The following is a 25,625-nucleotide window of genomic DNA, read 5'->3' as shown; positions in this document are numbered from 1 at the left end:
TGTAAAGACCAAATCACTACAAAAGGAGTTGCATGTATATTGAAAAAGTTTTAAAACGAGTTAAAAGCGCATATCCACACCAACCAGAATTTAACCAAGCTGTAGTAGAGATCCTCCACTCTTTAGCCCCTTTGCTTAATAAAAACCCAAAATATGAAAAACACGCCATTTTAGAACGGTTGGTTGAACCCGATCGCCAGGTTTTTTTCCGTGTAACTTGGGTAGATGATGCGGGCAAAGTGCGCGTTAATAGAGGGTGTCGTATCCAGTTTAATGCAACTATTGGACCTTATAAGGGAGGTTTGAGGTTTCACCCTAGCGTCAATGAAAGCATTATTAAGTTTTTAGGTTTTGAACAAATCTTTAAAAACGCCCTCACCACTTTAAACATGGGCGGTGCTAAGGGGGGGAGTGATTTTGATCCAAAAGGCAAGAGTGAAGCAGAGATCATGCGCTTTTGCCAAGCCTTTATGGACGAATTATACCGCCACATCGGCGCATTAGTAGATGTACCCGCTGGAGATATTGGGGTTGGAGCGCGCGAAATTGGCTATATGTTTGGCCGTTATAAAAAGATCATGAATTGTTTTGATGGCGTGCTTACAGGTAAAGGTTTGAGCTGGGGCGGGAGTTTAGTACGCAAAGAGGCTACCGGCTATGGGTGTGTGTATTTTGCCCAAGAAATGTTAAAAGAACGCGAAGAAGGGTTAGAGGGCAAGGTATGTAGTGTCTCTGGAAGTGGCAATGTGGCTATTTATACCATTGAAAAACTCTACCAAGTAGGGGCCATTCCTGTTACAGCTAGCGATTCTAATGGCATGATCTATGATAAAGAAGGAATTGATCTTGAATTACTCAAAGAGATTAAGGAAGTTAAGGCCGGGCGTGTTTCTGAATATGCTAAGCAAAAAAAGAGTGCGGTGTACACCGATGCTAAAGATTATAAAAAGGGCACAAATGGGGTTTGGAGTGTACCTTGTTTTGCGGCCTTCCCCAGCGCTACTCAAAATGAATTAAGCGAGTTAGATGCTAAAACTCTTTTACAAAATGGGTGTAAGTGTGTGATTGAGGGGGCTAACATGCCCTCTAGCACTAAAGCAACACAGGCATTTTTAGAGGCTAAAATTTGCTATGGTCCGGGTAAGGCTGCTAATGCGGGCGGAGTGGCTGTAAGCGGGTTAGAAATGGCGCAAAATGCAAGCATGCACCCTTGGAGTTTTGAGGTGGTGGATCAAAAGTTATACACTATCATGAAAGATATTTTCCACAATACCGCACACACAGCTAAAGAATTTAACGATCCGACAAACTTGGTTTTGGGCGCTAATATTGCAGGCTTTAGAAAAGTAGCCGATGCGATGATTGAACAGGGATATTAAAAATGGTGTGCTCAGAGGGATTCAAACCCCCGACCTACAGGACCGCAACCTGTTGCTCTATTCAGCTGAGCTATGAGCACCCAAAAAAGATCATTATAGCCAAATTATTGTAAATTTTAGGTTAAATTTACAAAGATTTTGCTAGTATCGTGGATATTTGAGTACAGAAAGTAGGTGATGGCATGCCCGGGATTAAAGTCAGGGAAACAGATAGTTTTGATGAAGCCTACCGGCGTTTTAAAAAACAAACTGATCGCAACTTAGTGGTAACTGAGTGCCGTGCACGGCGTTTCTTTGAATCTAAAACTGAAAAGCGTAAAAGACAAAAAATCAATGCAAAAAAGAAAATCTTAAGACGCTTGTATATGCTTAGGCGTTATGAGTCAAAGCTGTAGTTGGTAGTTATGGAATTTAGCGGGCATAATGTATTAGTTACGGGGGCAACTAGGGGAATTGGGCGCGCGATTGCCCTTTTACTCTCTAGTTATACAAATAAGGATAAGCAACCCCTAAAGGTGTGGATTAATTATCGTAACAACCCTGAGAATGCTGATGATCTGAAAAAAGAGATTGAGCAACAAGGGGGTAGGGCTGGTGTGATTAAATTTGATGTCAGCCAAGAAGAGGCTTTTGTAGAGGGGATTAAGACTATTATAGAAGCTGATGGGGGCTTAAGTTATTTAGTCAATAATGCAGGGATTGTACTAGATAAATTAGCCGTGCGCATGAAAACTGAGGAGTTCATGCAAGTGCTAGAGACTAACTTAAAATCTACTTTTGTAGGGTGTCGTGAAGCTTTAAAGGTAATGGGGAAACAAAGATTTGGGAGTGTGGTTAATATTTCCTCAGTGGTTGCAGAGCGGGGCAACATGGGGCAGGTAAACTATGCAGCCAGTAAGGGGGGGGTTGTTTCCATGAGTAAGTCTTTTGCTTACGAGGGGGCTTTGCGCAATATCCGCTTTAATTGTATCACTCCGGGTTTTATTGATACAGACATGACTAATCTTAAAGAAGAAGTGAAGGAAAGTTATTTAAAAACGATTCCTCTAGCACGGCTAGGACAACCCCAAGAAGTAGCGGGGGCTGTGGCATTTTTGCTTAGTGATTTGTCTAGCTACATTACAGGAGAGGTTTTAAAGGTAAATGGGGGTTTATATATGTGATAAAAAGCTTATATAAGAAAAAACTAAAGAAGGAGAAGTGATGTCGTATTTGGTTGTGATTTTGCTGTTGGTGATCATCTACTTTTTGTATCGCATTGCAGATATTTTAGAGCACAAGTAGGCATGGTTTGGGGTTTAAAAAAGGTTTTTAAGCTAGAATTTTCACTTATTTAAAGTTTTTACATTTAGGAGGTTTTATGGCGTTGTTTGAAGATGTACAAGCGGTGATTGTAGAGCAGTTGAATGTGAGCGCGTCGCAGGTTACTGAAGAGGCAGATTTTATTAAAGATTTGAATGCAGACTCTTTAGATGTGGTGGAGCTGATTATGGCACTAGAGGAAAAGTTTGGGATTGAAATTCCTGATGAGCAAGCTGAGAAAATTAAAACAGTTGGCGATGCGCTTAAATTTATTGAAGAGAACAAATTAGCATAAAGAAAATTTTTAGAAAATGCACGCATGGCTAGAAGGAGTTCTTTTTGCGTAGAGTTGTGGTAACGGGTATGGGAATGGTGAATGCCCTGGGACTGGATAAGGAAAGCGCTTTTGGAGCCATTGCGCGCGGGGAGTGTGGCGTAAAAAAGATCACTAGTTTTGATGCTACAGGTTTTCCTGTACAAATTGCAGCTGAGATCACAAATTTTGATCCCGCCTCTGTTATGAATTTAAAAGATATTAAGAAAGCAGGGCGCTTTATCCAGCTAGCTTTATTAGCTAGTAAAGAAGCCATGTTTGAGAGTCAGATCCTACAAGAGGGCAAATGCCCAGGGGAATGGGCGGAGAGAATGGGTGTGAGTTCTGCATCAGGGATTGGAGGTTTAGGCAATATAGAGGCAAACTCTATATATTGCTATGATAAAGGTCCTAGAAAAGTCAATCCTTTCTTCATCACCTCCGCTCTTGTAAATATGATTGGTGGATTTACTTCTATAGAGTATGGCATTAAGGGACCTAATCTCTCTAGTGTTACTGCCTGCGCAGCTGGTACCCATGCTATTATAGAGGCCTATAAGACTATCATATTAGAAGGGGCTGATCGCATGTTAGTAGTGGGTGCAGAATCAACAATTTGCCCTGTAGGCATTGGGGGCTTTGCTTCTATCCGTGCCTTGTCTAATCGCAATGAAGAACCCCTAAAGGCTTCCAGACCCTTTGATAAAGGGCGTAATGGCTTTGTGATGGGAGAGGGTGCGGGGGCTTTGATCTTAGAGGAGTATGAGCAAGCCAAACAAAGAGGGGCACACATTGTAGCCGAGTTAGTAGGCTATGGTGAAAGCGCAGATGCTAGCCATATCACCGCGCCAGCACCTGAGGGTGAGGGGGCTTATAGAGCCATGAAACAAGCTTTACATATGGCGGCTAAAGTGGGGGCTAAGGTAGGTTATATCAATGCCCATGGTACTAGCACAAGTTATAATGATTTATACGAAACCATTGCTTTAAAAAATGTCTTTGGTGGTAGAGATCGTGTGCCCCCTGTAAGCTCTACTAAAGGACAGATAGGGCATTGCTTGGGAGCAGCAGGAGCGATTGAGGCTGTGGTATCTATTATGGCTATGCAAAAAGGGATATTGCCCCCTACCATTAATCAGGAAGTTCGCGATCCGGGTTGTGATTTGGATTATATTCCTAATCAAGCAAGGGAGGCTAAATTAGAAGCTGTTATGAGTAATTCCTTTGGATTTGGTGGCACTAATGGGGTGGTTGTGTTTAAAACCATTTGAGGATTGAGATAGGAAAGTGGCGGTTTATTTAGATTTTGAGAATCGAATCAAGGGACTCCAAGAAGATGTTGAAATGGCCACTATTAAAGGAGATGTGGACGCTAAAGAGATTTTAGAAAAGCGTTTAGCTAAAGAAACTGAATCTATTTACTCCAATCTCACAGACTACCAAAGACTCCAGCTAGCCAGACACCCAGATAGACCCTATGCGATGGATTATATTGAGCTAATTCTCAAAGATAGGTATGAAATCTTTGGAGACCGGCACTTTAGCGATGATAAAGCCATTGTAAGTTTTATTGGTAAAATTGAAGGTGTCAGTGTTGTAGTCATTGCTGAGGAAAAGGGGCGGGGCACGAAGAATAAATTAAGGCGTAATTTTGGCATGCCCCATCCAGAGGGTTATCGTAAGGCTTTAAAAAGCGCTAAATTTGCTGAGAAATTTAATTTGCCTATTTTAATGCTGGTAGATACAGCAGGGGCTTATCCGGGTATTGGAGCAGAGGAGAGAGGGCAAAGTGAGGCCATTGCTAAAAATTTGCAAGAATTTGCAGCCCTTAAAGTACCCACAATCTCTATTATTATTGGAGAGGGAGGGAGTGGGGGGGCTTTAGCCATTGCTATAGCCGATCGTTTGGCCATGATGGAATATGCTATCTTTAGCGTGATCTCCCCTGAGGGGTGTGCGGCCATTTTATGGAACGATCCAAGTAAGATTGAAGTGGCTGTTAAGGCCATGAAGATCACCCCTACCGATCTAAAAAAAGCTAACTTAATTGATGATATTATCCTAGAGCCACAGCGCGGGGCTCATCGCGATAAGATTCAAGCTAGCCAGTCTATTAAAAACTACTTTTTAGAGCAATTAGCTATTATTAAGAATACAGACTTTTTAGAATTGCGTTATCAAAAACTCATGGCTTGTGGGGCTTTTATCTAAAAATGCTAGCTTAGTTGAAATTAGACTGGTTGTACGAGCAAAGGTAATTGAAAAACATTTTTAACGAGGAAGTTTGTGAAACACCCTTCCCTGAAAGAGTGGCTTTCTAACTAAAGCGTCCCAACGGACAACTAATACGAAAGGCTTTGTGTTTAACGCCCACAAGGTCATTTCCTGACGGCGAAACGGTTTTAGTACAACTAAAATTAACAAGTGCTTACATCTTAGCCCTAAAGGACAAAGTTTACGCACAATCTGGATAAAATCCACATCAAAGACCTTTTAGTAAAAGGCTACACTCCCCTAGAAGAAGCCGCAGATTTTAAACCGGCATGGTTTTAATCTTTAAATCTTGTAATTTCACTCTGTAATGGGTGGAAAGCAAGAACATAATAAACAATTAGTTATAATTAAAAACACAGACTTTTTAGATCAAGATGCTATTGACTCAAACTAGATTAAAGGAAAATACAATGTTTAGTGCAAGAAACCAACTAGAAGCTAAGATTATTGAAATCAAAGAGGGTGTAGTCAACTCGCTAATAGTGGGAGAATTACAAAGTAAAGAGATCATAAAGGCTATCATAACAGCAGATAGCCAAAAAGCCCTAGAACTAGCAGTGGGTAAAAAGGTGATCTATTTATTTAAGGCTTCCTCTATCATTCTTGCTAAGGGTGAGGATCAATTAAAGCTAAGCGCTGCTAACCAATTTAAAGGGGAAGTTGTAGGGATAAAAGAGGGCATGACAAATACTGAGGTTATGATAAAAACTATAGGGGGCGATAAACTAAGCGCAATGGTTACTAATGAGTCTATTAAAAATCTAGCCCTCCAAGTTGGAGATAGAGTAATAGCCATGATCAAAGCTAGTCAAATTGTTATTGGTGCTTGATCTTTCTTTCCAAGTAAACAGCTATAGAAAAGTTTTTTAAAACTCTTAGCTAGAAATGTGAAAAATACCATGTAGGAAAACCTACTTTGAGGGGGTGTTGTATTAGTTTTTGTATTGGATTTTTACTTTATTCACCAGTCTTGAGAGATGAGGGCTTTTTGCAAAACACTTCTTACTAGCAATCTTAAATTTTATGTACTCCCGCACTAAAGGGTAATGGTGAGAAAATAATAAGGACTTTTGAGTTTATACGCGTGCTCACTTTCTCTTTTGACATTTAGAGATACGCGGGCTTTAGAAGCTTACGGGTGAGGTTGCTCACTATAATTTTACCCACTGCGCGCTAAGCCTGCAAGCTTTGCTAAGCGGAGGCGTTTTTGTGTTTAATGTCTGCTATAGAGTAAGGGCTCATCTAAAGAGTAGAGGCTGGTAGATCGCCGCCCCTCCAAAAGAGGGTCTGCCGTCTATCCCTTATTTTAAAGTAAGGAAAAGACTTTTTGACTAGCGCAAAGAGAGAACTTTAACATTAAGTGAGGAAGGGAGACTTCTAACAAAAATAATATTATTAGTGTTAACACACACCTGATTATCTTTAGCACCATGTGCTAAATCAGCTCCATACTCAGCATCGCAGGCAATCATATGAAAAGTGGCATGTAAGCTAGGGCTATTATCTACATTGAGCGCAAAATTATTCGCTTCGCTATTTTTAATCCGCCCTACATAAACGATATTAGGGAAAACATTGCTACTTCTAGTATCTGCTGCTGTACTAGCTTTGTTAGCCGCATGCATGGCTGCTCCTCCTAAACTTGCAGCAAGACCTCCATAACCCCCCGCGTATTGACCTGCTGCTTCTAATCCTTTCTCTGTACCTGTTTTTAAAATAGCAGAGGTGATCGCGCGGGCTTTAATAGTAGGGAGGGTTGTTTGGTATTCTTTACCTACGATCGCGCCAAAATTAGAGAGTACGGATAAATTTTCTACCTTGTTCTCTACCACAAGCTGGAAACTTTTATGAAAATCTTCTCCGGGTACTAAAAGGGGTAGGGCAAGATTGATAGCATCTATTTTGTATTCTTTAAGTGTGGGTTGTTTGCCATCCTCTACAATCACCCAAGTAAATTTTTCTTTAGAACCGTATACAAAATTTTTAATATCTTGTACCACAACAGGGTTTTGACTCACCCCATAAGCCTCTTTAAGATCATCTAGCCCTTTTGCATCTTTATTGCTACAGAAAAATAGCCCACTCACATAGCTCACCATAGGGTTAATAAACCCATCGTAGGCTTTAAATTTTTCTAAATTAGAGTAAGTTTGTTTCAACTCCGCATCCATTTGATTAGTCCCAGCTAGCAACTTTGCAAATTTATTGCCATTTTTGCTTTTAGCTTTCCTTATCTGTGCTTGAACTCTGGCAATCTCTTTACTATAGGCATCTTTGATGCGTCTTTGCCGCTCAATGGTGCGGTTAAATTCCACCCTAGCATCTTGCTTCTTATTTAAAAATGCATAATCAAGCGCCTTATAATAATTAGTCAAAGTCCACTCATACATATGCCCCTCATAGGGTATATTAGCTGCTGAGCCGTAAGTAGCCGCTCCTGCTTTGGCTATCCCTTTTTCCATGTTTTTATAATTGGTATCAAAGGTTTTATCAGCTAGATCTAGCGTGTTTAAAGAGGCCTGATAATTGCCCATCATGAAAGCATTCACCCCATTTTCTAAATTCCATAAAGGCGTGTCTCTATTCTTTTTATCCCTACTAATAAAATCTTTAGACATTTTATCTGCCTGTGCATGTTGCTTAGAATAATAAGCACTTGAAAACTGCTCTAACTGCGCGCGATTCTCCACATGTGCACAACCCATAAATACAAATCCTGCCACAAGAGCACCATAAAACTTCCCATTTCCCATGATTTTCCCCTTTCTAGGTTTTAAAGGTTTTAAAACAAGAGTTGTGCAAAATTTTTCCTTTTTATAATCTTAAATACAGACCCAAAGGCGCTATTTTAGTATCGGAGAGAATAAAAGCCCCAAGTTGATCATCTCTATGTCTTATTGAGAAATTCCTTATTTTTTGCTATAACCTGTTTTACCTTGCTCTCAAGGAATATTGATGGCAATTTCAAAGAGCGTTTATAAATCCTTTCTTGTTTTATCTAATACCCTCTTGTTTACTCCCTTAAATGCCGAAAAAAGCGGTGTTTTCTTAGAAGGGGGGTTTATCTATTCTAATTTTGAAAGTATAGAAAAAGAAAGCAGAGGACCAGAGACTCTTAAAAACATCGCTTTAGCCCCTATCCTTGTTCCGGGCACAGCCACCATGCAAAAATCTAATGGCGATCTTTATGGCGCAGATATTATGCTAGGTTATAAACACTTTTTTGGGGCTAAAAAACATTTGGGGTTACGCTATTACGCTATTTTTAGCGGACAGGGAGGTAGTATTTGGCAAAACCAAAGCAGTACCCTTGGATACACACAACCTGCAGCTAATCTCTTTTATGGGGTGGGCATGGACTTTTTATTTAATCTTTATCAAAAAAACGAGCATAGTTTTGGAGTCTTTATAGGCGCGATGGTGGGAGGGAGTAGCTGGTTAATGGGTAAAAGTGGGCAGTTTGGACAGTGTAGATTTAGCTATTTAGGTACATGTACTACGATGAATGCGTATTATAGCCAACTGGCCCAACAACAAATAAAAGGCACTACAGCCAATTTCTCACCCACCTTTGTACAATTTATTTTTGACCTAGGCTTTAGGGCTCAGTTATCTAGGCATAATGGTATTGAATTAGGTGTGCATATCCCTACAATTGATGATCCTTACCAATTGCGCCGTAAAGTCATAGCTTTAGCTAAGCGGATTAAGGCGTTTTTTGTGTTATAATGTCCGCCATAGAGTTGGGGCATCAACTCTTGGAGTAGAGGCTGTAAGACCCGTCTAGCGGGCAGGTCTTGATGATCCCGTCAATCCCCTAGCTTTAGCTATGGGGAGTATGTCAATACACCTATTCTAGTCCTAAAGAGAATGCTGCTTGGGGGGTTGCTGGAGCTTCTAAAACAACTATTCATTTTAGGCGCAATGTAGCAGCCTACTTAAATTATGTGTATCATTTTTAAAAATTTTCTTAAATTCTTTTGTTTTGCTAGTTTGAGTATAGCTAATAATTAAGGTTTCTACTATAGCCATGTTAAAAGCTATTGATCTTTTGCTAACATATCCCTTTTAAATAAGGAGATGCATGCAAATTTACAAGATTTTAGCCAGTGAGGTATTAGACAGTCGGGGTAATCCAACTCTAAAAGCTAAGGTGATACTTAGCGATGGTTCTGTTGGTGTGGCCATTGTGCCTAGTGGAGCTAGCACAGGTAAGAGAGAGGCGCTAGAGCTAAGAGATAGAGATCAGCGCTTTTTAGGCAAAGGGGTTTTAAAAGCCTGTGGTTTTGTAGAGGGGGTGATTCAAGAGGCTTTAGTGGGTTTAGATCCCTATAATCAAAGCCATGTTGATTCTTTATTGCAAAAAATAGATGGCACAGAAAATTATGCGCATTTGGGGGCTAATGCTAGCTTAGGGGTGTCTTTGGCTTTAGCGCGCGCCTCTGCGTACTCTTTAAATTTAGCTCTGCATAGTTATTTGGGAGGCATTAATGGCCTGACACTGCCAACTCCCATGCTAAATATCATCAACGGGGGCGTACATGCTAATAATAATTTAGACTTCCAAGAGTACATGATCATGCCCCTTAAGTTTGGAAGTTTTAAAGAGGCTTTACGCGCTAGTGTGGAGGTTTATCACACACTAAAGGGCATGTTAGCTGAATCTAAACAATCTATTAGCGTAGGAGATGAAGGCGGGTTTGCTCCTAATTTCAAAAATAACAGTGAACCTTTAGATTGGATTTTAAAAGCCATTGAAAAGGCAGGTTATCAACCCGGTGAACAGATTGCTTTAGCTTTAGATGTAGCCAGTAGTGAATTAATCAATCCTGCGGGGCGTTATGTGCTGAGTAGTGAAAATAAAGAACTAGAAGTAAGCGCGCTAATTGAATACTATGACAAACTACTAGAAAAATACCCCATTGTCTCTATTGAGGACGCTTTAGGTGAGGAGGATTATAGTGGCTGGGCAGAATTAAGCGCTAAATTAGGGCAAAAAGTCCAATTAGTAGGCGATGATCTCTTTGTAACCAATAGCAAACTTTTACAAAAGGGGATTGAATCTAAATTAGCCAACGCAATTTTAATCAAGCCCAACCAAATAGGCACGCTTTCACAAACTATTCAAACCATGCACCTAGCACAAAAAGCAGGTTATGCCTGTGTGATGAGTCACCGTAGCGGGGAGAGTGAGGATAGTTTTATTGCTGATTTTGCAGTCGCGCTTAACACCGGGCAGATTAAAACAGGCGCGCCCACTCGTGGCGAGCGCACGGCTAAATACAACCGCCTTTTAGAGATTGAGGAAAGTATAGAAGGCATTTATGCAGGACCCTTGCTTTTTTAAAATCTGGCTGATTGGCTTTATGGGCAGTGGGAAGAGTACCATAGGCGCGCTTTTAGCACAAATGTTAGGCTGTGGCTTTTTAGATACAGATTTACAAATCAGTGCCCAAGAAGGCTTAGAAATTGCCCAAATCTTTAACAAACACTCAGAAAGCTATTTTAGAAAACTAGAAAAAGAATTAGTCAGCCAAATTAGCCAACTACAAACCCCCTTAGTGATTGCCACAGGGGGAGGATTACCCATTTTCACCCCTATAAAAGTGGGTGTTTTGTTCTATTTATGCCTAGATTTTAAAACACTGCATACACGCCTAATAAATGATTCTACCCCCCGCCCTCTTTTTAAAACAACGAAGCAACTGCACGCCCTTTATCAAAAGCGTTGTAGTTACTATAACTCTATGGCACACCACAATATCAACGCTAATCAAAGCCCAGAAAAGGTGGTTGCAGATATTTTAAAGCGCTTATAAATCCTTATTTAAGCATTTTCTGCAAAAATCTCACTTATCTTTAGCGGGTGGAATGAATGCCACCTATTCTTACTTTTGTGGTACAATACCCGCATACATCTATATCTAGCGCAGGGAGTGCTAAAAAGTTACGCCTTTGGAGATAGATGAATGAGACCTGCAAGCGAATGCGTTGGAGATCAAACTCTGTAGAATCTCTACTATAGGGATATAGAGTGAGAAACTCTCCCTATGGGCAACACAGATAGCAAGCCCAAATGTTTTTAGTGTTGGAGTGTTTTACATTCTGTAACACACTCTCCGCCTTCAAAACTAGGGGCTTTATAGCGCTAGTGGTAAAACTTCTCATTGCTATAGGCTAACCTCAAGCTAGTAGTTTGTAACCAACACTTCTTGGCTTGGGGTGTTTTTGTGTTTAGCTTGGTAGCTAGAATTAGCATAGCTGTATGTTAAAGGGTGTATGCGCCACTTTTGCACTCCACACCACTCTAAAAGCATTTGGTGCTTTGCTCCCTTATGCTCAAGCACATTAGAAAGCGCAAATTTAATACCCCTATAGCTAACTTTTTGTAAAAAGTGCAATAAATCTAGTTCATCTTCTAAAGACCACTCCCCGTTTTCGTTATAATGCGCACAGCCTAAGAGATAGGGCGGATCAAGGTAAAAAAAATCATTAGACAACACAGCGTTTAGATCCATCGCCCTAAAGTCCATGCATAAAAAAGAGCTCCCCTGTATCTTCTCTTGAAAAAGCTGTAATTTGTGCCTAAGCCTTGTATTAAAATCCCGCTTGCCTACAGGCAAATTAAAAGCCCCCTTGTTATTAAAGCGCATCTGGTTATTAAAGGCAAAGATCACTAATACGAGCAACAATAAGGGCTCTTTGCTATGGTTATAGCTCTCCCTAAGCTTTAAAAACGCTTGCTTGTTATGCGCCCCTAAACCTGTGTTAGAAGTGGTGTTATAGTGGGAATAACCCCATAGACTAGACTGGCTGAGTCCATGTGTAGCAATGATCTGATCGATTTGCTTCTCTAAATTGGGGGTGTTTTGGATATAAGATAAAAGCTCAATTAAGGGTTTGTTTTTATCTATGCCTAGCACTTTATGCGCCTTAACATTTGCCCCCACATTAAACCCCCCGCAAAAGATGTCATAAAAGGTGTGGATCTGGGACGGAAATTTGGGGAGTATTTGGGGCAAGAGTCTAAATTTACCTCCCGTGTAGTTAAGAGGAGATTGAATCAAGCTTTATCTTAGTCTGTGGATTTCTTAAACTATGCCTAAGTTTATGGGGATAAACAGCGCATAAAAACAGCCGTTCTTGGTGGTTAGTAATTACAGATTTACCCGCACTAAAGGGGGTACAATCCTTACTAAAGACAGATACCACGCCCTTTTGCCCCAAAACCTCTAAAATGTCAGTATCGCTAATTTTGGTGTTGGAGCGGGGATTGGCGCTATTGGTATTGTTGTAAGAAAAGAGAATATAGCGGGCTTTGAGTGTGTCTATGATTTCTTTAAAGTGCTCTTTGGCATCTTTTAGGCAATACTGGCTCCTTAGGGTACTTAAATCCATTTTGCCCGCACTTCCAAAGACGGGGGGTTTGGTGTTGCGAGCAATGTTCTCTAAAAAGTGGTAAGCGTTGGCATATTGGCGCGAGTTGTAGGGGGGGTCTAAATAGACAATGTCGGCTTGTAAATGCTTAGCAAGTACATTGGCGTCCATGTTAAAAATTTGATTATGGGTATTATGGGTATTAACAATGGTTGGTATCCGCAACTCTAAGGACATTTCTAGCGCCCCATTTTTGCGGTAGGCATCGTAATGCCCCACGGTGTTAGCAATCCGATCGATGGCATAAATAAGAGAGGTTAGTAAAATAGAGTGCTCCCGCTCATTAATTTCTTTTTCTTTAAATTTTTGATCTAGATCATCGCGAATAAAGCCTACTTTCTTAAGATTTGCAACGCTTAGGTAGGTGTTGGCAAAGGTTTGGCTGTAGTAGTTGTCGGCTAAATCTGTGATCTGGTTGTAGTGTGTGAGTAGGCGCAAAATCAAGCCTCTATCATAGGGCATATGCGAGAAAAAGCACAGATAAGCGTAGTGATTGCACGCTAAAATATCATTAACCACAATATCAAAGCTTGGGTTGAAATGATGGGCAACAACACCCGTACCTGCAAAGAGATCAGCAAAACTCTTGCACCCATGTGTATGTGTGCGCACGACCTGCTCTATCAAGTCTAGCATGTGCGCCTTGCCACCCAAATAACGGCGATTAGATATGCTAAAGGTTTTCATGGCACACATAGGGCTTTTACAGCCTGCCAAACTTCTTTATGCCACTGGTAAGTTATGGGTTTAGGGTTGTTATAGCTGTAGTCTTTAAAAATGGTAGCAATTAATGCTTTGTAGTCGGGCTTTTTTTCTAAGAGATAGCCAAGTTGCTTGGTATTTAAAGCAAAGATTTTAACCCCATTTGTGCTGATTTTTTGACGGGTGTGTTGGAGTTGCGTATAGGCGCTGGCCCTAAAAAGATTGATGACATTAACATCTAAAGTATCGGCTATGAAAAAAACATAAGACTTACGCCCTTGTTGGTTGTTTTGGGCACTTAAATTTGCGCCATGCCTGATAACAGGCTCTAACTCCCCCCGCTTTTGGGCGTTCTTATCCATAAGAGTAACCTCTAGCATGGTATCAAAAGTAGCGTGGTGTGCAACAATATCGCCATCTCCACCCGGGGCATGTAATAGGGGCAAGCCATCGGCATCTAGGCTCAATTTCATGCTATCTTGCAAATTAAAGTCCTTACCACTGATTCTATGCCACACAAGAGCAACGATGTATTCAAAGATAGTTGGTACGCTAGCGTTATCTGTGATAATCTCTTGGATCTTTTTATATTGGCTTTTGTGGCCAAACATTCCTAAAAGAGCGCAAAGCTGGCTATCTGTGTAGCGACTCTCTATTTTGGCTTCAAATTGGCGCTCATATTGGTTTTTAAAAAAATCTTGTGTAGAGACTTTAGAGGGGATTTGGCACTTAGCTCTAATACGCTTCTTAAGGCTCTCTAGGGCATTTTGTTCTAGGTTTAGGATTTGTACTAGGGAAAGGTCTTGATAAAGGCTAAGGGCGTTTGTAGGGGGTGAGAATTGCGTATCTAAGATGATTTTACTTTCAGAACTAAAGATTTCTTGAATCACTTCTCTTTGTTTTAGACTAACTAGACTATTATTAAAACTAATGAGCCCTGAAACTCTAAAAATGCGTATGAGCACATCGCTATATTCTTGCACTTGGTCGTGATGTTTTGAGTCGCAATATCTTTCGTAGAATTGGCGGTTAAACTCTTCTAAGTTGGGCGCACCAAATAAAACATTATCTTTTCCACTTACAAGCGATTCTACAAACAGAGGTTTGCCAAAACCAAAAGCTTTGATAACAACTTGATTAGAACCGATTGTGTATAAGTTTTCTAGGTTTGTGGGGGTTTTGGCGTTATAAAAGTCTAGGCAAGCTTGGTAAAATTGCCAATAAAGGGCTATTGAATCTTGACTTTTGCGGTTTTTAAAGTAGGTATTAAATTTTTCTATTTGCATCTTTTCATTTGTAAAATGTATCTCTTTGCTTTTTATGTGGAGTTGTTTGATAAAGGCATAGATGTCTTGCTTATTCTCTATAACTTTTTGGTAGCCATCAAAGATACTTGTTAGCATCCCTGTATGTTGCTTGGGCTCTAAACTTAATAAAATCTTGCAGAAGTGATCTAGCGGGATTTTGTGAAATCTAAGCAGAAGTACAAGAGCTATGCGGTAAAGATAAATAATGCTCCCATTTTGATAAACCTCTAGCTTGAAAAGTTGCCGTAAAAAAGCGACATTATCTTGTTTTAAGCCTAGCAAGGATTCTAAGAAATCTAATTTAATTTCATTGTGTAAAAAGGCTAAACCTGCTGGAGTTAATGCCCGCTTATAGTCTATAAAGCCTATTTTAACGAGCGCATTGCTGTAGGTTCTTGCCCGCTTGGCTTGTTCTGCATGGCTAATATCCTTATCTGGCGGTTTAATAAGACCACTTTCTAACACATAGCGGTAAAATATTTCTTGCGACCCGTTGTGTATATCCCACTCTAGGTGTAAATCACATAGTCCCTGAAGCAGGGTTTTATAATCGCCAACGATCTCTTTGCGCCTAAAACTGGTATCGCCAAGGTTAATAGGGGCATTTGGTTTTTTTGTTATCATGTTTGGAGCTATCTTTTTACCTTGATTGTAGCATACTTGATTGTATTACACTTCTTAATTGTGTTAAAATCCAACCACAACTCTCTTAACTTTGCGTTTTAATAATTTTTGGCAGAAATCCCACTTATCTTTAGCGGGTGGAATGAATGCTACCATTTTCACCACTTTATGATACAATACCCGTATACATCTGTATCTAGCGCAGGGAGTGCTAAAAAGTTACGCCTTTGGAGATAGATGAATGAGACCTGCAAGCGAATGCGTTGGTAGCTTAAACTCTGTAAAATCCCTACTATAGGGATATAGAGTGAGAAACTCTCCCTATGGGCAACACAGATAGCAAGCCCAAATGTTTTTAGCATTTGGGCACTTCACTTCTGCGGGTTATAATAGTACTTATTGTAAAAGGAAGATGCATGGGTCAGGGAATTTTAATATGTGCGCGTTTGGATTTAGAAGAAAAGGGAGTTAGTTTTTTAGAGGTTTTCTTAAAACAACACCATAAAAGCGTGGCGCTATTTACGCCCATGAATGGGTGCGATCAAGAGGTTTTAGAGAGACTTTCTAATAATGATGAGGGGGTTTTTTCTCAAATATTAGAGGCATATACTCCCTTAGTTAGACAACATGATTATGTCTTGGTACTAGGGAGTTGTTTTAATTTTCTGGTACACTTAGATAGCCAAATTTATATCAGCCTAGCTAGACATTTAAACTTAGCTATTGTGCATGTTTTTAGCGATGCTACTGCCTCTGAAATTAAACTAAGCAATACTAGCTGGAAGCGCGCTGGGTTAACTAACCCTTTAGCTCTGATACAAAAGTCTTTAGATACACCTATCACAGAACCCTGTGTTGTTGATCTTAACAACCCTCAAGAGCAATTAATTCTTAAAAGTTTAGAAACTATCCATACAACCTGTTTAAGCCCTTTGGCCTTCCAACACCAAATTTTAAAGCGCGCTAAAGAAAACTTAAAAACGATTGTACTTCCTGAAAGCGGCGATGTACGCATTCTTAAAGCCGCCCATGCCATTTTACAAATGCAAGCAGCTAAGTTAATTTTATTAGGGGAAAAGAAACGGGTTGATGAGCAGGCTCAAAAATTAAACCTTGATCTTAAAGAGACCCCTATTATTGATCCTAACAATTCAGAGTATTTAGAGGAATTTGCCCAAACTCTCTTTGCTCTGCGCCGCGCTAAAGGTCTTAGCCTAGAGCAGGCAAAGGATTTAGTCAAAACCCCTACTTATTTTGGGACACTTCTTGTACACATGGGTTATGCCGATGGCATGGTATCTGGAGCCACCCACACCACAGCTGATACCGTGCGCCCAGCCCTACAAATTATCAAGTTAGCCCCGGGTAATAGCCTTGTCTCTAGCGTGTTTTTCATGTGTTTGCATACAAAAGTCTATATTTTTGGGGATTGTGCGATCAACCCTAACCCTAATAGTGAGGAGTTAGCCCAAATTGCTATCACTTCGGCTAAAACGGCTAAAAATTTTGGCTTTGAACCTAAAGTGGCCTTGCTTTCTTATTCTAGTGGCACTTCAGGCAAAGGCGCAGATGTGGATAAAGTAGCCCAAGCCCTGCAAATAGCTAAAAAGAATAATCCAGATTTAGCCATCGATGGCCCCCTACAATTTGATGCTAGCGTCGTTCCTGCTGTGGGTGCTAGAAAAATGCCGGGGAGTTTAGTTGCCGGGCAAGCCAATGTACTTATTTTCCCGGATCTAGATGCGGGTAATATCGCCTATAAAGCCGTGCAGAGATGTGCCCAAACTTTAGCCATTGGACCGGTTTTACAGGGGCTTAAAAAACCGGTTAATGATTTGAGTCGGGGTTGTTTAGTAGAAGATGTGATCAACACAATTATCATGACAGCTATTCAGGCACAGGGGAATTAATGCGTATTCTTGTACTTAATGTCGGGAGTTCTTCTATCAAGTTCCAACTTCTTAATATGGAAAAACACATGGTACTTGCTAAGGGCATTGTTGAGCAGATTGGAGAAAAGCAAAGCCATATTAGCATTAGTACTAGTGGGCATACCCATAAAACAGAGGGCTTACACATTAGTAACCACGCTGAGGGCTTATTGCAAATGCAGGATAGATTGCAAAGCATGGGGGTTTTGCGTAGTTTAGCCTATGTAGATGGGGTAGGGCACCGGGTTGTACAGGGAGGGGATTTATTTATAGAACCTACGCTAATCACCCCTGAAGTTATGCAGCATTTAGAAAAACTTTGCCCCCTAGCACCCTTGCACAACCCAGCACATCTAGCCGGGATTAAAGCCTTGCAAGAACAAGTACCTAATTTGCCCCAAGTAGCAGTGTTTGATACCGCCTTTCACCAGAGCATGCCTAAACACGCCTATTTATACGCCTTACCCTACTCTCTTTATGAGCAGCACCGTATTCGTCGCTATGGTTTCCATGGGACTTCTCATCATTTTGTGGCTAAAGAAGCGGCTAGGTTTTTACACATTCCTTACTCAGAGTTTAACGCGATTTCTTTGCACTTGGGCAATGGTGCGAGTGTGTGCGCGATTAAAGAGGGAAAAAGCGTGGATACTTCTATGGGATTAACCCCGCTAGAGGGCTTGGTGATGGGCACGCGCTCAGGGGATTTAGATCCAGCTTTAGTAGAATACATCGCGCAGGTGAGCCAAAAAAGCCTTAAAGAAGTAATTAGCATGTTAAATAAACAAAGTGGGCTTAAGGGGATTTGTGGGGATAATGATATGCGATCTATTGATGCGCGCATTGAGGCCGGAGATGAGCAAGCTAAACTAGCCTTTGAAATGTATGCCTACCGCATTAAAAAATATATCGGGGCTTATGCCTTTGCTTTAGGGCGGCTTGATGCGTTAATTTTTACCGCAGGGGTGGGGGAAAATTGCGCAAGACTACGGGCTTTAGTGTGCGCAGGGCTAGAAAACTTTGGTTTTTTTTTAGATCAAGAGATTAATGCTAATCCTAGACCGGGCATTGCGCTTTTAAGTCAGGCGCATAAGCTCCCAATTTTACGCGTACCCACTAATGAGGAATTAGCCATTGCTCAGGATACAGTGCAAGTGGTTTCTAAGTATAAGTACCATTGCCTATAATTATTTTTGGATTTTTTGGAGCATGGGGTGATCAAAGTTAAACCAAAAGCCCAAAGTCTTTGGCATTTGGTACTTTAATCTTTAACTAAAAGTGGCAAAAGCGCTACATTTAGAGTTTATTACTCTCTTGGACTGCTTTTTTAACTTATCAAATATCCAAGAGATACAAAGGATAATAAGAAAAACAACAATAGCCTTGCCTCTTGTCCAAAAATCCTAAATTTGTAAGACTAAAGATTAAAACCATACCGGTTTAAAATCTGTCTATCGGCTTCTTCTAAGGGCATATAGCCTTTATCTAAAAAACCCTTAATGTAGATTTTATTGTAAAGAAAAGCCATGGTAACGAAAAATATAGCACCAAGGACTCCGGCAACGATAGATATAATGATCATGGCATTATCTGTACCTGAATGTAAAGCAGAGAGAAAGCAAAAACCATTCAGCACAACCCCACACACTCCCAAAAATACAAAACCATTTCTAATCTTTGCGTATCACGAACAGACTAAAAAAGAGGGTCGTCCAGCTAAAGCCAATTTTGCACTTCTTAACAAGTCCCGCACGATTTTTTACACACACAATTTCACGGGCCATCTTTTACTCCTTTTATCTTTAATATACATCGTTATTTCAACTAGTAAGCCCCACTCCACCACATCTTTTAACAAGAGAGCTGGTAGGTTGCACTTTACTTGATCCTATCCCTTAACTTTAATTACACCGTGTTCAACTATAAATATAGGCATGGGTTAATGGAATGGTGTTATCCACGCTATTAGTTAATAAAAGTTGGTACAAATCCACACTACCCACCCTAAAGGCAGAGGCACAACTTCTTAAATAAAGCGACCACATGCGCACAAAACGGGCATCATACATTTTAGTGATCTTTTCTTGTTGGTTTAAAAAGTTTTGATACCAAATATCTAGGGTCTTAGCATAGTGCAGGCGCAAACTTTCGGCTAAAACTAAGTGAAAATCGCTTTCACTCACAACAGAAATCACCTCCCGTAAAGAGGGCAAATACCCTCCCGGAAAAATGTATTTATCAATCCAGCTATTTGTAGTGCCCTCAAAACAACATAAAATAGAGTGCAGTAAAAACATGCCCCCTACTTTTAAAACTTCCTTGATTTTCTTAAAATAAAAAGGCAAATTATCCTTACCCACATGTTCAAACATGCCCACACTCACGACTTTATCAAACCGGTAACGCATGCCATCTAAATCTTGGTAGTTTAAAAGTTTAATGCTAACTCGATCCTCTAATCCCATGTCCTTAACCCGCTTACTAGCGGCCTTAAATTGTTCATTAGAGATTGTAATGCCCATGACCTCAACATTGTATTCTTGAGCCGCTCTAATAGAAAGATAACCCCAGCCACAACCCACATCTAAAAGTTTTTCACCCTGTTTAAGGTCTAGTTTTTTAAGGGTGTGATCAAGCTTTTGGATTTGTGCTTGCTGCAAGCTATCCTCTTCTTTTTTAAAGTAGGCACAAGAATAACTTAGAGTTTCATCTAACCATAAAGCATAAAAATCATTGCCCAAATCATAATGGCTCTTGATATTAGAACTCTCTTTATTTGTTTGTTGTACTGGCATGGCGTTATCATGTTTGTGTAGGTGTGTGTAATTAGTTTGTAAATACAAAACCCGCATTAGCTCATCCATTGAGCCCTCAATTTCAATTAGACCGTCCATATAGGCCTCTGCAACGGTTAAAGACATGTCCTTTTTAATATCACTCATCTTAAATGGCCGTTTGATATTAATTGTAACTTGCGGTGTCTTTGTACCGTTTTGATACACCTCTTTATCCCAGAAAACTACCCGATAATCCCCATTTTTCCACTTTTTAAACATGGACTTTAGAAACATCTTAGATAGCATGTACGCCCTAGTTTATGGTTTTGTGCTATCATAAGCCCTTTAGGCTTAAAAAGGTGTTATTCATGCAAAATCTAAGATTGATCTCCACCCCTATTTATTATGTCAATGATAAGCCCCATTTAGGGCATGCCTATACAACCTTTATTGCCGACATGCTTAAAAAATACTATGCCTTGCAAGGAGAGGAAGTTTTTCTACTCACCGGTACAGATGAGCATGGCCAAAAGATCGCACAGAGTGCTTTAAAGCACAATTTAAGCCCCCTTGAATACGCCTCTAATATTAGCCGTCTTTTTAAGGATCAATGGGATTATTTTAAGATTGATTATAACCACTTTGTGCGTACTACAGATAGCCAGCATAAAGAGGCCGTACAAAAGGCATTTGAGTTAATGTATCAAAAGGGGGATATTTATAAGGGAATTTATCAAGGGTCTTATTGTGTGAGTTGTGAGAGTTTTGTAACCACCACCCATTGCCCTGATTGTAACCGTGAAAGCACTTTAGTAGAAGAAGAGAGTTATTTTTTTAGACTCAGTAATTATCAGAATCGTTTGCTAGATTTTTATCACACCCACCCTAGGGCTATTTATCCTCTCTTTAGGCGCAATGAAGTGTTGCGCTTTATTGAACAAGGGCTTTATGATCTCTCCATTACCCGCACCAGTTTTGAGTGGGGGATTGCTTTGCCTAGTAGTTTAAAAGAAAGTAAGCATGTTATTTATGTGTGGCTAGATGCGCTGCTTAATTATGTGAGTGCTTTAGGCTATGGCAAGGGGGCTAATTTAGAGTGTTTTAAACACACAATCCATGTTGTGGGTAAGGATATTTTGCGCTTCCATGCGATTTATTGGGTGGCGTTTTTAATGAGCTTAGAACTCCCTTTATTTGAGCGGCTTTGTGTGCATGGCTGGTGGACAATTGAGGGGGTGAAGATGAGTAAGAGTATTGGTAATGTGCTAGACGCGCAGGATTTAGCAAAAACTTATGGCATAGAGAACCTACGCTATTTTTTATTGCGCGAAGTGCCCTTAGGCCAAGATGGGGATTTTAGCTTGCAGGCTTTAATACGGCGATCTAATGCAGATTTGAGCAATACTTTAGGTAATTTAGTACAAAGAATGCTAGGCATGGCTAGCCAGTATTTTGGTGGGGAGTTAAAAAGTGAGGGTGTTTTAGCCCATTATCCTTCTTTTTACCAACAACTCCAAGATTTACTAGATTCTTTAGATCAGAGCATGCAAGAGATGCAACCCCACCGCTATTTAGAAGATTTATGGAAAGTTTTTGAAGCGTGTAACGCCACTATTGCACAAGAACAGCCATGGAACATGGTTAAAGTTCAACCTGAAAAAACTATGGCTTTGCTCTCTCTTATAGCCAATATTCTAGCCAAGAGCGCGTTTTATCTCTACCCGGTAATGCCAGAAAGTGCGACAAAATTAGCGGCTATCTTTGGGGTTAGCCTAGATTCACAGAGTTTTTTAACCTTTAAACAAAGCCATTATTTATTACCCCCATTAACACTACACAAAATAGAAGCGCTCTTTCCTAAAATAGAGCTAGAAACTTCTATTAAACAAGAGAAAAAGCACCTTAAAATAGAGGATTTTTCTAAATTAGATATGAGAGTGGGCACAATTATTAAGGCTGAAAAAGTACCTAAGAGCTCTAAATTGCTGTGTTTACAGGTTGATTTTGGTTTAGAAACACGCCAAATTCTCTCCGGTATTGCTAAGTACTACAAACCTGAGGAACTAATAGGCAAACAAGTATGTGCTTTGCTAAATTTAGAACCTAGAAAAATGCTAGGTCTATGTTCTGAGGGCATGATCTTAACAGCTGGTGGTGTGAATCATCTTAAACTCATTGCACCCACTGGGCATGTAAACAATGGAGCCCATATTGAGTGAATGTAGATGAGGTTTTATCCATCACAAGGGGAATCTTACAAAGTAACCCGGTGGTGCATACATTTAGCCATATCACCCATACCATTGAGCGGGTTAAAAAAGGCGCGCTCTTTATTGCTCTAGAGCCTAGCTACATTGATTTAGCCATTAGACTAGGGGCTTATGGGGTACTAACTAATCAGAAAAACCCCACTGATTTAGAAATTGCTTGGATTTATGTACAAAACTTGCAAGATGCGCTAAATAGATTGCTTTATTATAAATTCATGGATAGCCAAATTCCTATTATTACTCTCTCTAGGATTGAGTGTTTATTACTCTCTAGGCTAGTGCCCAGTGGCCTTTATTTTTTTAAAGGGGAAATGCTAGATTTATTAGATTTAGATTTAAGCGCTATAAATGCATTAATCATGCAAGAATCTTTTTTAGCTAGTAGTTTAAAACTTGTAGATACCCTCCCCTATCAAATTTTACAAGAACAGCTATTAGCTAGCACGATTTTATATGAAAATAGGCGTTATCATCTCAAACTTGCAGGGCTTTATTTACCCGAGCTTGCTAAAGTTTTACAGGTATCTCAGGCATTAAATATACCGGTAGATTTAAACCGTTTGGGGGTATTTCCTAAAGCTTTTTATACGAATAGACGCTTAGAGCCTTGTGCGCACTATTCACAGATTCTTTTCTTAGAAAAACATAAAGAGATGATCAATTTAGCAATCTATGCACAAAAAAAAGCCCCTTGGCTTAAACAAATTATTTTCACACAAGAAAAATTAGACATGCCCCACACCCTTTATAAAACCCTTCATGAGCTTAAAACTCTACTCACCTCGCAAATCTATCATCTAGCCTTCATTATAGGAGAGGTAGACATAGCAGATTTACTCTACAAACCCTATCAAAAAAGTCTCTTTGATGTACTATAGCATTGATCAAGGCATTAGTATAGAATTAGATCAGCATTTTAGCCTTGATCAACTCCAAGCAAAAGCTTGGCAATTAAGACCATGGCGCAAAGGTCCTTTTTATTTTAAACAGAGTGAAAAAGAATTTTGCATTGATAGCGAATGGAAAAGTTATATCAAGTGGGACTTAATTAAAAATGTCAATCTATGCGGTTTAGATATAGCCGATGTGGGTTGTAATAATGGCTACTACCTATTTTGTATGCACAAGCAAAACCCACAAAGCCTAACAGGTTTTGATCCAAGCCCTCTTTACCGGCAACAATTTAGTTTTCTTAATCATTTATTACAACTCCCTATCATCTATGAAAGCTTAGGGGTAGAGGATTTGCGCACTTATAAAAAGCGCTTTGATGTGATTTTTTGTTTGGGTGTGCTTTATCATAGAAAAGACCCGCATAGCACTTTAAAATCTCTCTACATAGGTTTAAAAAAAGGCGGCACTCTTGTACTTGATACGCTCATTTTTGAAAGCCCCCTAGAGATCGCCCTTTGCCCAAAGACTTATGCCAAAATGAGTAATGTCTATTTTATCCCTAGCATTAAAGCTTTGCAAAACTGGGCATTTAAAGCTGGCTTTCAAGATTTTAAACTCTTAGCAATTAAACCTACCACCATAGAAGAACAACGCAAAACCCCATGGATTGAAGGCCTAAGTTTAGAGTCTTTTTTAGACCCCAAAGATGCTAGCAAGAGCATAGAGGGCTACCCTGCTCCTTGTAGGGGGTATTTTATTTTACACAAATAAGGATATTGATGACAGAAACACCTATGTTAGAGGAAGGATTATTTGTTTGTTCTAAATTAGATCAAACCCTTTGTGCGGATTTAGTCTCTTTTAGCCCTAATAAGGCCACAGTTTGTTTCACCCCTAAGGAGTTTATGCTCTGTGAGGAAGATGTTGTACATGCCGGCTTTATTGTGAGTGCGGCTAGCTTTGCGGCTTTGTGCGCGCTTAATAAGAAAAATAGCTTAATTTCTTCTATGAAAGTTAATTTACTCGCCCCTATTGAGCTTAAACAAGAAATCTATTTTAACGCCACAGTGATTCATGCGAGTTCTAAAAAATGCTCGATTCGTGTGGAGGGGGAATTTATGGAAATTAAAGTATTTGAGGGGGATTTTGAGATTTTGGTTTTTGAAAAACGGCCTTTCAAGTTTAATTTCAAGGAAGAGTCGTGATCATTGCCTTAGTGGTGGATAGTTTTGAGGATAAGAGTAATGGGACTTCTATGACCTGCTATAGATTTTATAAAGCACTTCAAAGTCATGGGCATGAGGTGCGGGTAGTAGCGCCCTTTGTACAAGGGGAGGGCTTTTTTGCACTCAAAGAGCGCTATATCCCACTCGTTACAGAAATTGCACGCAAGCAACACATGATCTTTGGCAAACCCGATGAAAAGATTTTAAAAAAAGCCTTTAGCGGGGTAGACATCGTGCATGTATTTTTACCCTTTGACTTAGAAAAAACAGCAATCAAGGTAGCAAGAGAGCTTAAAATCCCCTATGTAGGGGCGTTTCATCTGCAACCCGAACACATCACCTATAATATCAAATTGCAAAATTTAGACTGGCTTAATCGCTTGATCTTTTGGTGGTTTAAAAAGAATTATTACCAGTATCTCTATCATATCCATTGCCCCTCCCCTTTGATTAAAAACGAACTAGAAAGGCATGGCTATGGGGGTAAAAAATATGTAATTAGCAATGGCTTTGATCCACTCTATACCAAACGCTCCCACAATACAAAAACAGATAACCTATTTCATATCATCATGGTAGGCCGCTACTCTAATGAAAAAAACCAACAAGTACTCATAGAGGCCGTGTATTTGAGTCGCTTTAGCCAACAGATTCAATTACATTTAAAAGGCATTGGGCCTAATCTGGCTAAATTACAAAAATGTGCTAAGGACTTAGCCCACCCTGTGGATTTTGGCTTTTTAGAACCACAAGATTTAATAGAGTTGCTGTATCAATGCGATTTATATGTGCATGCTGCAGATGTGGAGGGGGAAGCGATAGCCTGTTTAGAAGCGATGAGTTGTGGGGTGGTACCTGTAATTTCTGATAGCAAGATTAGCGCGACAAATCAGTTTGCCCTAGATGAGCGATCGCTGTTTAAATCTAACAACGCCAAAGATTTAGCCCAAAAAATAGACTACTGGCTAGAACACCCAGAGGAGCGCGCATTAGCAGAAGAAAAATACGCTCAGGCCACACAAAACTACCGTTTAGATGATTCTATTAAGCAGGCTTTAGACATGTATACAGAAGCCATTGCTGATTTTAAACGGATTTATAGGGAAAAAAGATAAACCTCTTAAAAAAGGCAAAATTTTATAGCCCCAGCGGTTAATATTTTGACAAAAATATTTTCCCTTGTTAACTAATT

The 25,625-nt window shown here is 39.9% G+C and carries 24 protein-coding genes and 1 tRNA gene; 17 read left to right on the top strand and 8 right to left on the bottom strand.

From position 1 onward, the window contains the following. Positions 1-32: 32 nt before the first annotated feature. Positions 33-1,379, top strand: coding sequence for an NADP-specific glutamate dehydrogenase (gene gdhA / locus G6Q00_RS01645; protein WP_163531735.1), 1,347 nt, complete (start codon positions 33-35; stop codon positions 1,377-1,379). A 3-nt stretch (positions 1,380-1,382) separates the two neighbouring features. Here the strand turns inward: gdhA and G6Q00_RS01640 are convergent. After that, positions 1,383-1,459 (bottom strand) — tRNA-Arg (locus G6Q00_RS01640). A gap of 102 nt (positions 1,460-1,561) precedes the next feature. Between G6Q00_RS01640 and rpsU the strand changes: the two genes are divergently transcribed. The 6 genes from rpsU to G6Q00_RS01610 all read left to right on the top strand — a co-directional run bounded on the left by rpsU (position 1,562) and on the right by G6Q00_RS01610 (position 6,098). Further along, entirely contained in the window at positions 1,562-1,774 is a 213-nt protein-coding gene (rpsU, locus tag G6Q00_RS01635; RefSeq protein ID WP_006564867.1) for a 30S ribosomal protein S21, read from the top strand. A gap of 9 nt (positions 1,775-1,783) precedes the next feature. After that, a complete protein-coding gene (gene fabG, locus G6Q00_RS01630; protein ID WP_163531781.1) occupies positions 1,784-2,542 on the top strand; it encodes a 3-oxoacyl-ACP reductase FabG in 759 nt (252 codons plus the stop codon). 197 nt (positions 2,543-2,739) lie between these two features. Further along, entirely contained in the window at positions 2,740-2,976 is a 237-nt protein-coding gene (gene acpP, locus G6Q00_RS01625) for an acyl carrier protein (RefSeq protein ID WP_163499475.1), read from the top strand. Positions 2,977-3,020: 44 nt separating this feature from the next. Continuing rightward, a complete protein-coding gene (locus G6Q00_RS01620) occupies positions 3,021-4,265 on the top strand; it encodes a beta-ketoacyl-ACP synthase II (protein ID WP_163531734.1) in 1,245 nt (414 codons plus the stop codon). A 16-nt stretch (positions 4,266-4,281) separates the two neighbouring features. Continuing rightward, positions 4,282-5,205 (top strand): acetyl-CoA carboxylase carboxyl transferase subunit alpha, encoded by a 924-nt coding sequence (gene accA / locus G6Q00_RS01615; RefSeq protein WP_163499477.1) that lies wholly within the window; start codon positions 4,282-4,284, stop codon positions 5,203-5,205. 473 nt (positions 5,206-5,678) lie between these two features. Next, on the top strand, positions 5,679-6,098 hold the full coding sequence (locus tag G6Q00_RS01610) for a TOBE domain-containing protein (protein ID WP_205426451.1): 420 nt from the start codon (positions 5,679-5,681) through the stop codon (positions 6,096-6,098). Positions 6,099-6,599: 501 nt separating this feature from the next. Here G6Q00_RS01610 and G6Q00_RS01605 read toward each other — a convergent pair. Next, positions 6,600-8,021 carry a hypothetical protein gene (locus G6Q00_RS01605; RefSeq protein ID WP_163531732.1) on the bottom strand — a complete coding sequence of 474 codons (1,422 nt, stop codon included), beginning with the start codon at positions 8,019-8,021 and terminating at the stop codon, positions 6,600-6,602. Between the two features lie 202 nt (positions 8,022-8,223). On the opposite strand from G6Q00_RS01605, the gene G6Q00_RS01600 reads away from it, so the two are divergent. The 3 genes from G6Q00_RS01600 to G6Q00_RS01590 all read left to right on the top strand — a co-directional run bounded on the left by G6Q00_RS01600 (position 8,224) and on the right by G6Q00_RS01590 (position 11,087). Then, positions 8,224-8,997 carry an outer membrane protein gene (locus G6Q00_RS01600; protein WP_163531731.1) on the top strand — a complete coding sequence of 258 codons (774 nt, stop codon included), beginning with the start codon at positions 8,224-8,226 and terminating at the stop codon, positions 8,995-8,997. 355 nt (positions 8,998-9,352) lie between these two features. Then, entirely contained in the window at positions 9,353-10,615 is a 1,263-nt protein-coding gene (gene eno, locus G6Q00_RS01595) for a phosphopyruvate hydratase (protein WP_163531730.1), read from the top strand. Continuing rightward, entirely contained in the window at positions 10,593-11,087 is a 495-nt protein-coding gene (locus tag G6Q00_RS01590; RefSeq protein ID WP_163531729.1) for a shikimate kinase, read from the top strand. Before eno ends, G6Q00_RS01590 begins: the two co-directional genes overlap by 23 nt. A gap of 369 nt (positions 11,088-11,456) precedes the next feature. Here the strand turns inward: G6Q00_RS01590 and G6Q00_RS01585 are convergent, their stop codons facing one another. The 4 genes from G6Q00_RS01585 to G6Q00_RS08420 all read right to left on the bottom strand — a co-directional run bounded on the left by G6Q00_RS01585 (position 11,457) and on the right by G6Q00_RS08420 (position 15,700). Continuing rightward, positions 11,457-12,335: a DNA adenine methylase gene (locus G6Q00_RS01585; protein ID WP_163531728.1), complete on the bottom strand. Its 879-nt coding sequence runs from the start codon at positions 12,333-12,335 to the stop codon at positions 11,457-11,459. After that, the gene (locus G6Q00_RS01580; protein WP_163531727.1) at positions 12,316-13,392 is read right to left on the bottom strand and encodes a DNA adenine methylase; all 1,077 of its coding nucleotides are present in this window, start codon (positions 13,390-13,392) and stop codon (positions 12,316-12,318) included. Before G6Q00_RS01580 ends, G6Q00_RS01585 begins: the two co-directional genes overlap by 20 nt. Further along, positions 13,389-15,338, bottom strand: a complete 1,950-nt coding sequence (locus G6Q00_RS01575; RefSeq protein ID WP_163531726.1) for an AlwI family type II restriction endonuclease — start codon at positions 15,336-15,338, stop codon at positions 13,389-13,391. Before G6Q00_RS01575 ends, G6Q00_RS01580 begins: the two co-directional genes overlap by 4 nt. Before the next feature lie 158 nt (positions 15,339-15,496). Continuing rightward, on the bottom strand, positions 15,497-15,700 hold the full coding sequence (locus G6Q00_RS08420) for a hypothetical protein (protein ID WP_205426450.1): 204 nt from the start codon (positions 15,698-15,700) through the stop codon (positions 15,497-15,499). Positions 15,701-15,754: 54 nt separating this feature from the next. Here G6Q00_RS08420 and pta point away from each other — a divergent pair, with 54 nt between their 5' ends. Together pta and G6Q00_RS01565 are read left to right on the top strand one after the other, a co-directional pair. After that, positions 15,755-17,248 (top strand): phosphate acetyltransferase, encoded by a 1,494-nt coding sequence (gene pta / locus G6Q00_RS01570; protein ID WP_205426449.1) that lies wholly within the window; start codon positions 15,755-15,757, stop codon positions 17,246-17,248. Beyond that, on the top strand, positions 17,248-18,453 hold the full coding sequence (locus tag G6Q00_RS01565; RefSeq protein ID WP_205426448.1) for an acetate kinase: 1,206 nt from the start codon (positions 17,248-17,250) through the stop codon (positions 18,451-18,453). Before pta ends, G6Q00_RS01565 begins: the two co-directional genes overlap by 1 nt. 230 nt (positions 18,454-18,683) lie before the next feature. On the opposite strand, the gene G6Q00_RS08500 is transcribed toward G6Q00_RS01565, so the two are convergent. Both G6Q00_RS08500 and G6Q00_RS01555 read right to left on the bottom strand, forming a co-directional pair. Next, positions 18,684-18,902: a hypothetical protein gene (locus G6Q00_RS08500; RefSeq protein ID WP_240330919.1), complete on the bottom strand. Its 219-nt coding sequence runs from the start codon at positions 18,900-18,902 to the stop codon at positions 18,684-18,686. Positions 18,903-19,182: 280 nt separating this feature from the next. Beyond that, positions 19,183-20,349 carry a class I SAM-dependent methyltransferase gene (locus G6Q00_RS01555; RefSeq protein ID WP_163499488.1) on the bottom strand — a complete coding sequence of 389 codons (1,167 nt, stop codon included), beginning with the start codon at positions 20,347-20,349 and terminating at the stop codon, positions 19,183-19,185. A 62-nt stretch (positions 20,350-20,411) separates the two neighbouring features. Between G6Q00_RS01555 and metG the strand changes: the two genes are divergently transcribed. Genes metG through G6Q00_RS01530 form a run of 5 tightly spaced genes read left to right on the top strand, consistent with a single transcriptional unit; the run spans position 20,412 to position 25,548 of the window. Continuing rightward, positions 20,412-22,262 (top strand): methionine--tRNA ligase, encoded by a 1,851-nt coding sequence (gene metG / locus G6Q00_RS01550; protein ID WP_205426447.1) that lies wholly within the window; start codon positions 20,412-20,414, stop codon positions 22,260-22,262. Next, positions 22,259-23,191, top strand: a complete 933-nt coding sequence (locus G6Q00_RS01545; RefSeq protein WP_163531723.1) for a ligase — start codon at positions 22,259-22,261, stop codon at positions 23,189-23,191. The genes metG and G6Q00_RS01545 overlap by 4 nt, the downstream gene beginning before the upstream one ends. Continuing rightward, positions 23,181-23,978, top strand: a complete 798-nt coding sequence (cmoB, locus tag G6Q00_RS01540; RefSeq protein WP_163531722.1) for a tRNA 5-methoxyuridine(34)/uridine 5-oxyacetic acid(34) synthase CmoB — start codon at positions 23,181-23,183, stop codon at positions 23,976-23,978. The genes G6Q00_RS01545 and cmoB overlap by 11 nt, the downstream gene beginning before the upstream one ends. An 8-nt stretch (positions 23,979-23,986) precedes the next feature. Next, entirely contained in the window at positions 23,987-24,412 is a 426-nt protein-coding gene (locus G6Q00_RS01535) for a PaaI family thioesterase (RefSeq protein ID WP_205426446.1), read from the top strand. Then, positions 24,409-25,548 (top strand): glycosyltransferase, encoded by a 1,140-nt coding sequence (locus G6Q00_RS01530; RefSeq protein ID WP_163531721.1) that lies wholly within the window; start codon positions 24,409-24,411, stop codon positions 25,546-25,548. The genes G6Q00_RS01535 and G6Q00_RS01530 overlap by 4 nt, the downstream gene beginning before the upstream one ends. Positions 25,549-25,625: the final 77 nt, after the last annotated feature.

The sequence above is a fragment of the Helicobacter suis genome (assembly GCF_902196125.1).
GTDB lineage: Bacteria > Campylobacterota > Campylobacteria > Campylobacterales > Helicobacteraceae > Helicobacter > Helicobacter suis_B.
The sequence above is the reverse complement of the archived record's forward strand: the minus strand, read 5'-3'. Positions and strand labels throughout refer to the sequence as shown.

Coding starts and splice junctions, on each gene's coding strand:
- rpsU (WP_006564867.1), top strand. CDS start 1,562: ATGCCCGGGATTAAAGTCAGGGAAACAGATAGTTTTGATGAAGCCTAC.
- G6Q00_RS01535 (WP_205426446.1), top strand. CDS start 23,987: ATGACAGAAACACCTATGTTAGAGGAAGGATTATTTGTTTGTTCTAAA.
- G6Q00_RS01565 (WP_205426448.1), top strand. CDS start 17,248: ATGCGTATTCTTGTACTTAATGTCGGGAGTTCTTCTATCAAGTTCCAA.
- gdhA (WP_163531735.1), top strand. CDS start 33: ATGTATATTGAAAAAGTTTTAAAACGAGTTAAAAGCGCATATCCACAC.
- G6Q00_RS01555 (WP_163499488.1), bottom strand. CDS start 20,349: ATGCTATCTAAGATGTTTCTAAAGTCCATGTTTAAAAAGTGGAAAAAT.
- fabG (WP_163531781.1), top strand. CDS start 1,784: ATGGAATTTAGCGGGCATAATGTATTAGTTACGGGGGCAACTAGGGGA.
- G6Q00_RS01605 (WP_163531732.1), bottom strand. CDS start 8,021: ATGGGAAATGGGAAGTTTTATGGTGCTCTTGTGGCAGGATTTGTATTT.
- G6Q00_RS01590 (WP_163531729.1), top strand. CDS start 10,593: ATGCAGGACCCTTGCTTTTTTAAAATCTGGCTGATTGGCTTTATGGGC.
- pta (WP_205426449.1), top strand. CDS start 15,755: ATGGGTCAGGGAATTTTAATATGTGCGCGTTTGGATTTAGAAGAAAAG.
- metG (WP_205426447.1), top strand. CDS start 20,412: ATGCAAAATCTAAGATTGATCTCCACCCCTATTTATTATGTCAATGAT.
- cmoB (WP_163531722.1), top strand. CDS start 23,181: ATGTACTATAGCATTGATCAAGGCATTAGTATAGAATTAGATCAGCAT.
- eno (WP_163531730.1), top strand. CDS start 9,353: ATGCAAATTTACAAGATTTTAGCCAGTGAGGTATTAGACAGTCGGGGT.
- acpP (WP_163499475.1), top strand. CDS start 2,740: ATGGCGTTGTTTGAAGATGTACAAGCGGTGATTGTAGAGCAGTTGAAT.
- G6Q00_RS01610 (WP_205426451.1), top strand. CDS start 5,679: ATGTTTAGTGCAAGAAACCAACTAGAAGCTAAGATTATTGAAATCAAA.
- G6Q00_RS01580 (WP_163531727.1), bottom strand. CDS start 13,392: ATGAAAACCTTTAGCATATCTAATCGCCGTTATTTGGGTGGCAAGGCG.
- G6Q00_RS08420 (WP_205426450.1), bottom strand. CDS start 15,700: ATGCTAAAAACATTTGGGCTTGCTATCTGTGTTGCCCATAGGGAGAGT.
- G6Q00_RS01575 (WP_163531726.1), bottom strand. CDS start 15,338: ATGATAACAAAAAAACCAAATGCCCCTATTAACCTTGGCGATACCAGT.
- G6Q00_RS01600 (WP_163531731.1), top strand. CDS start 8,224: ATGGCAATTTCAAAGAGCGTTTATAAATCCTTTCTTGTTTTATCTAAT.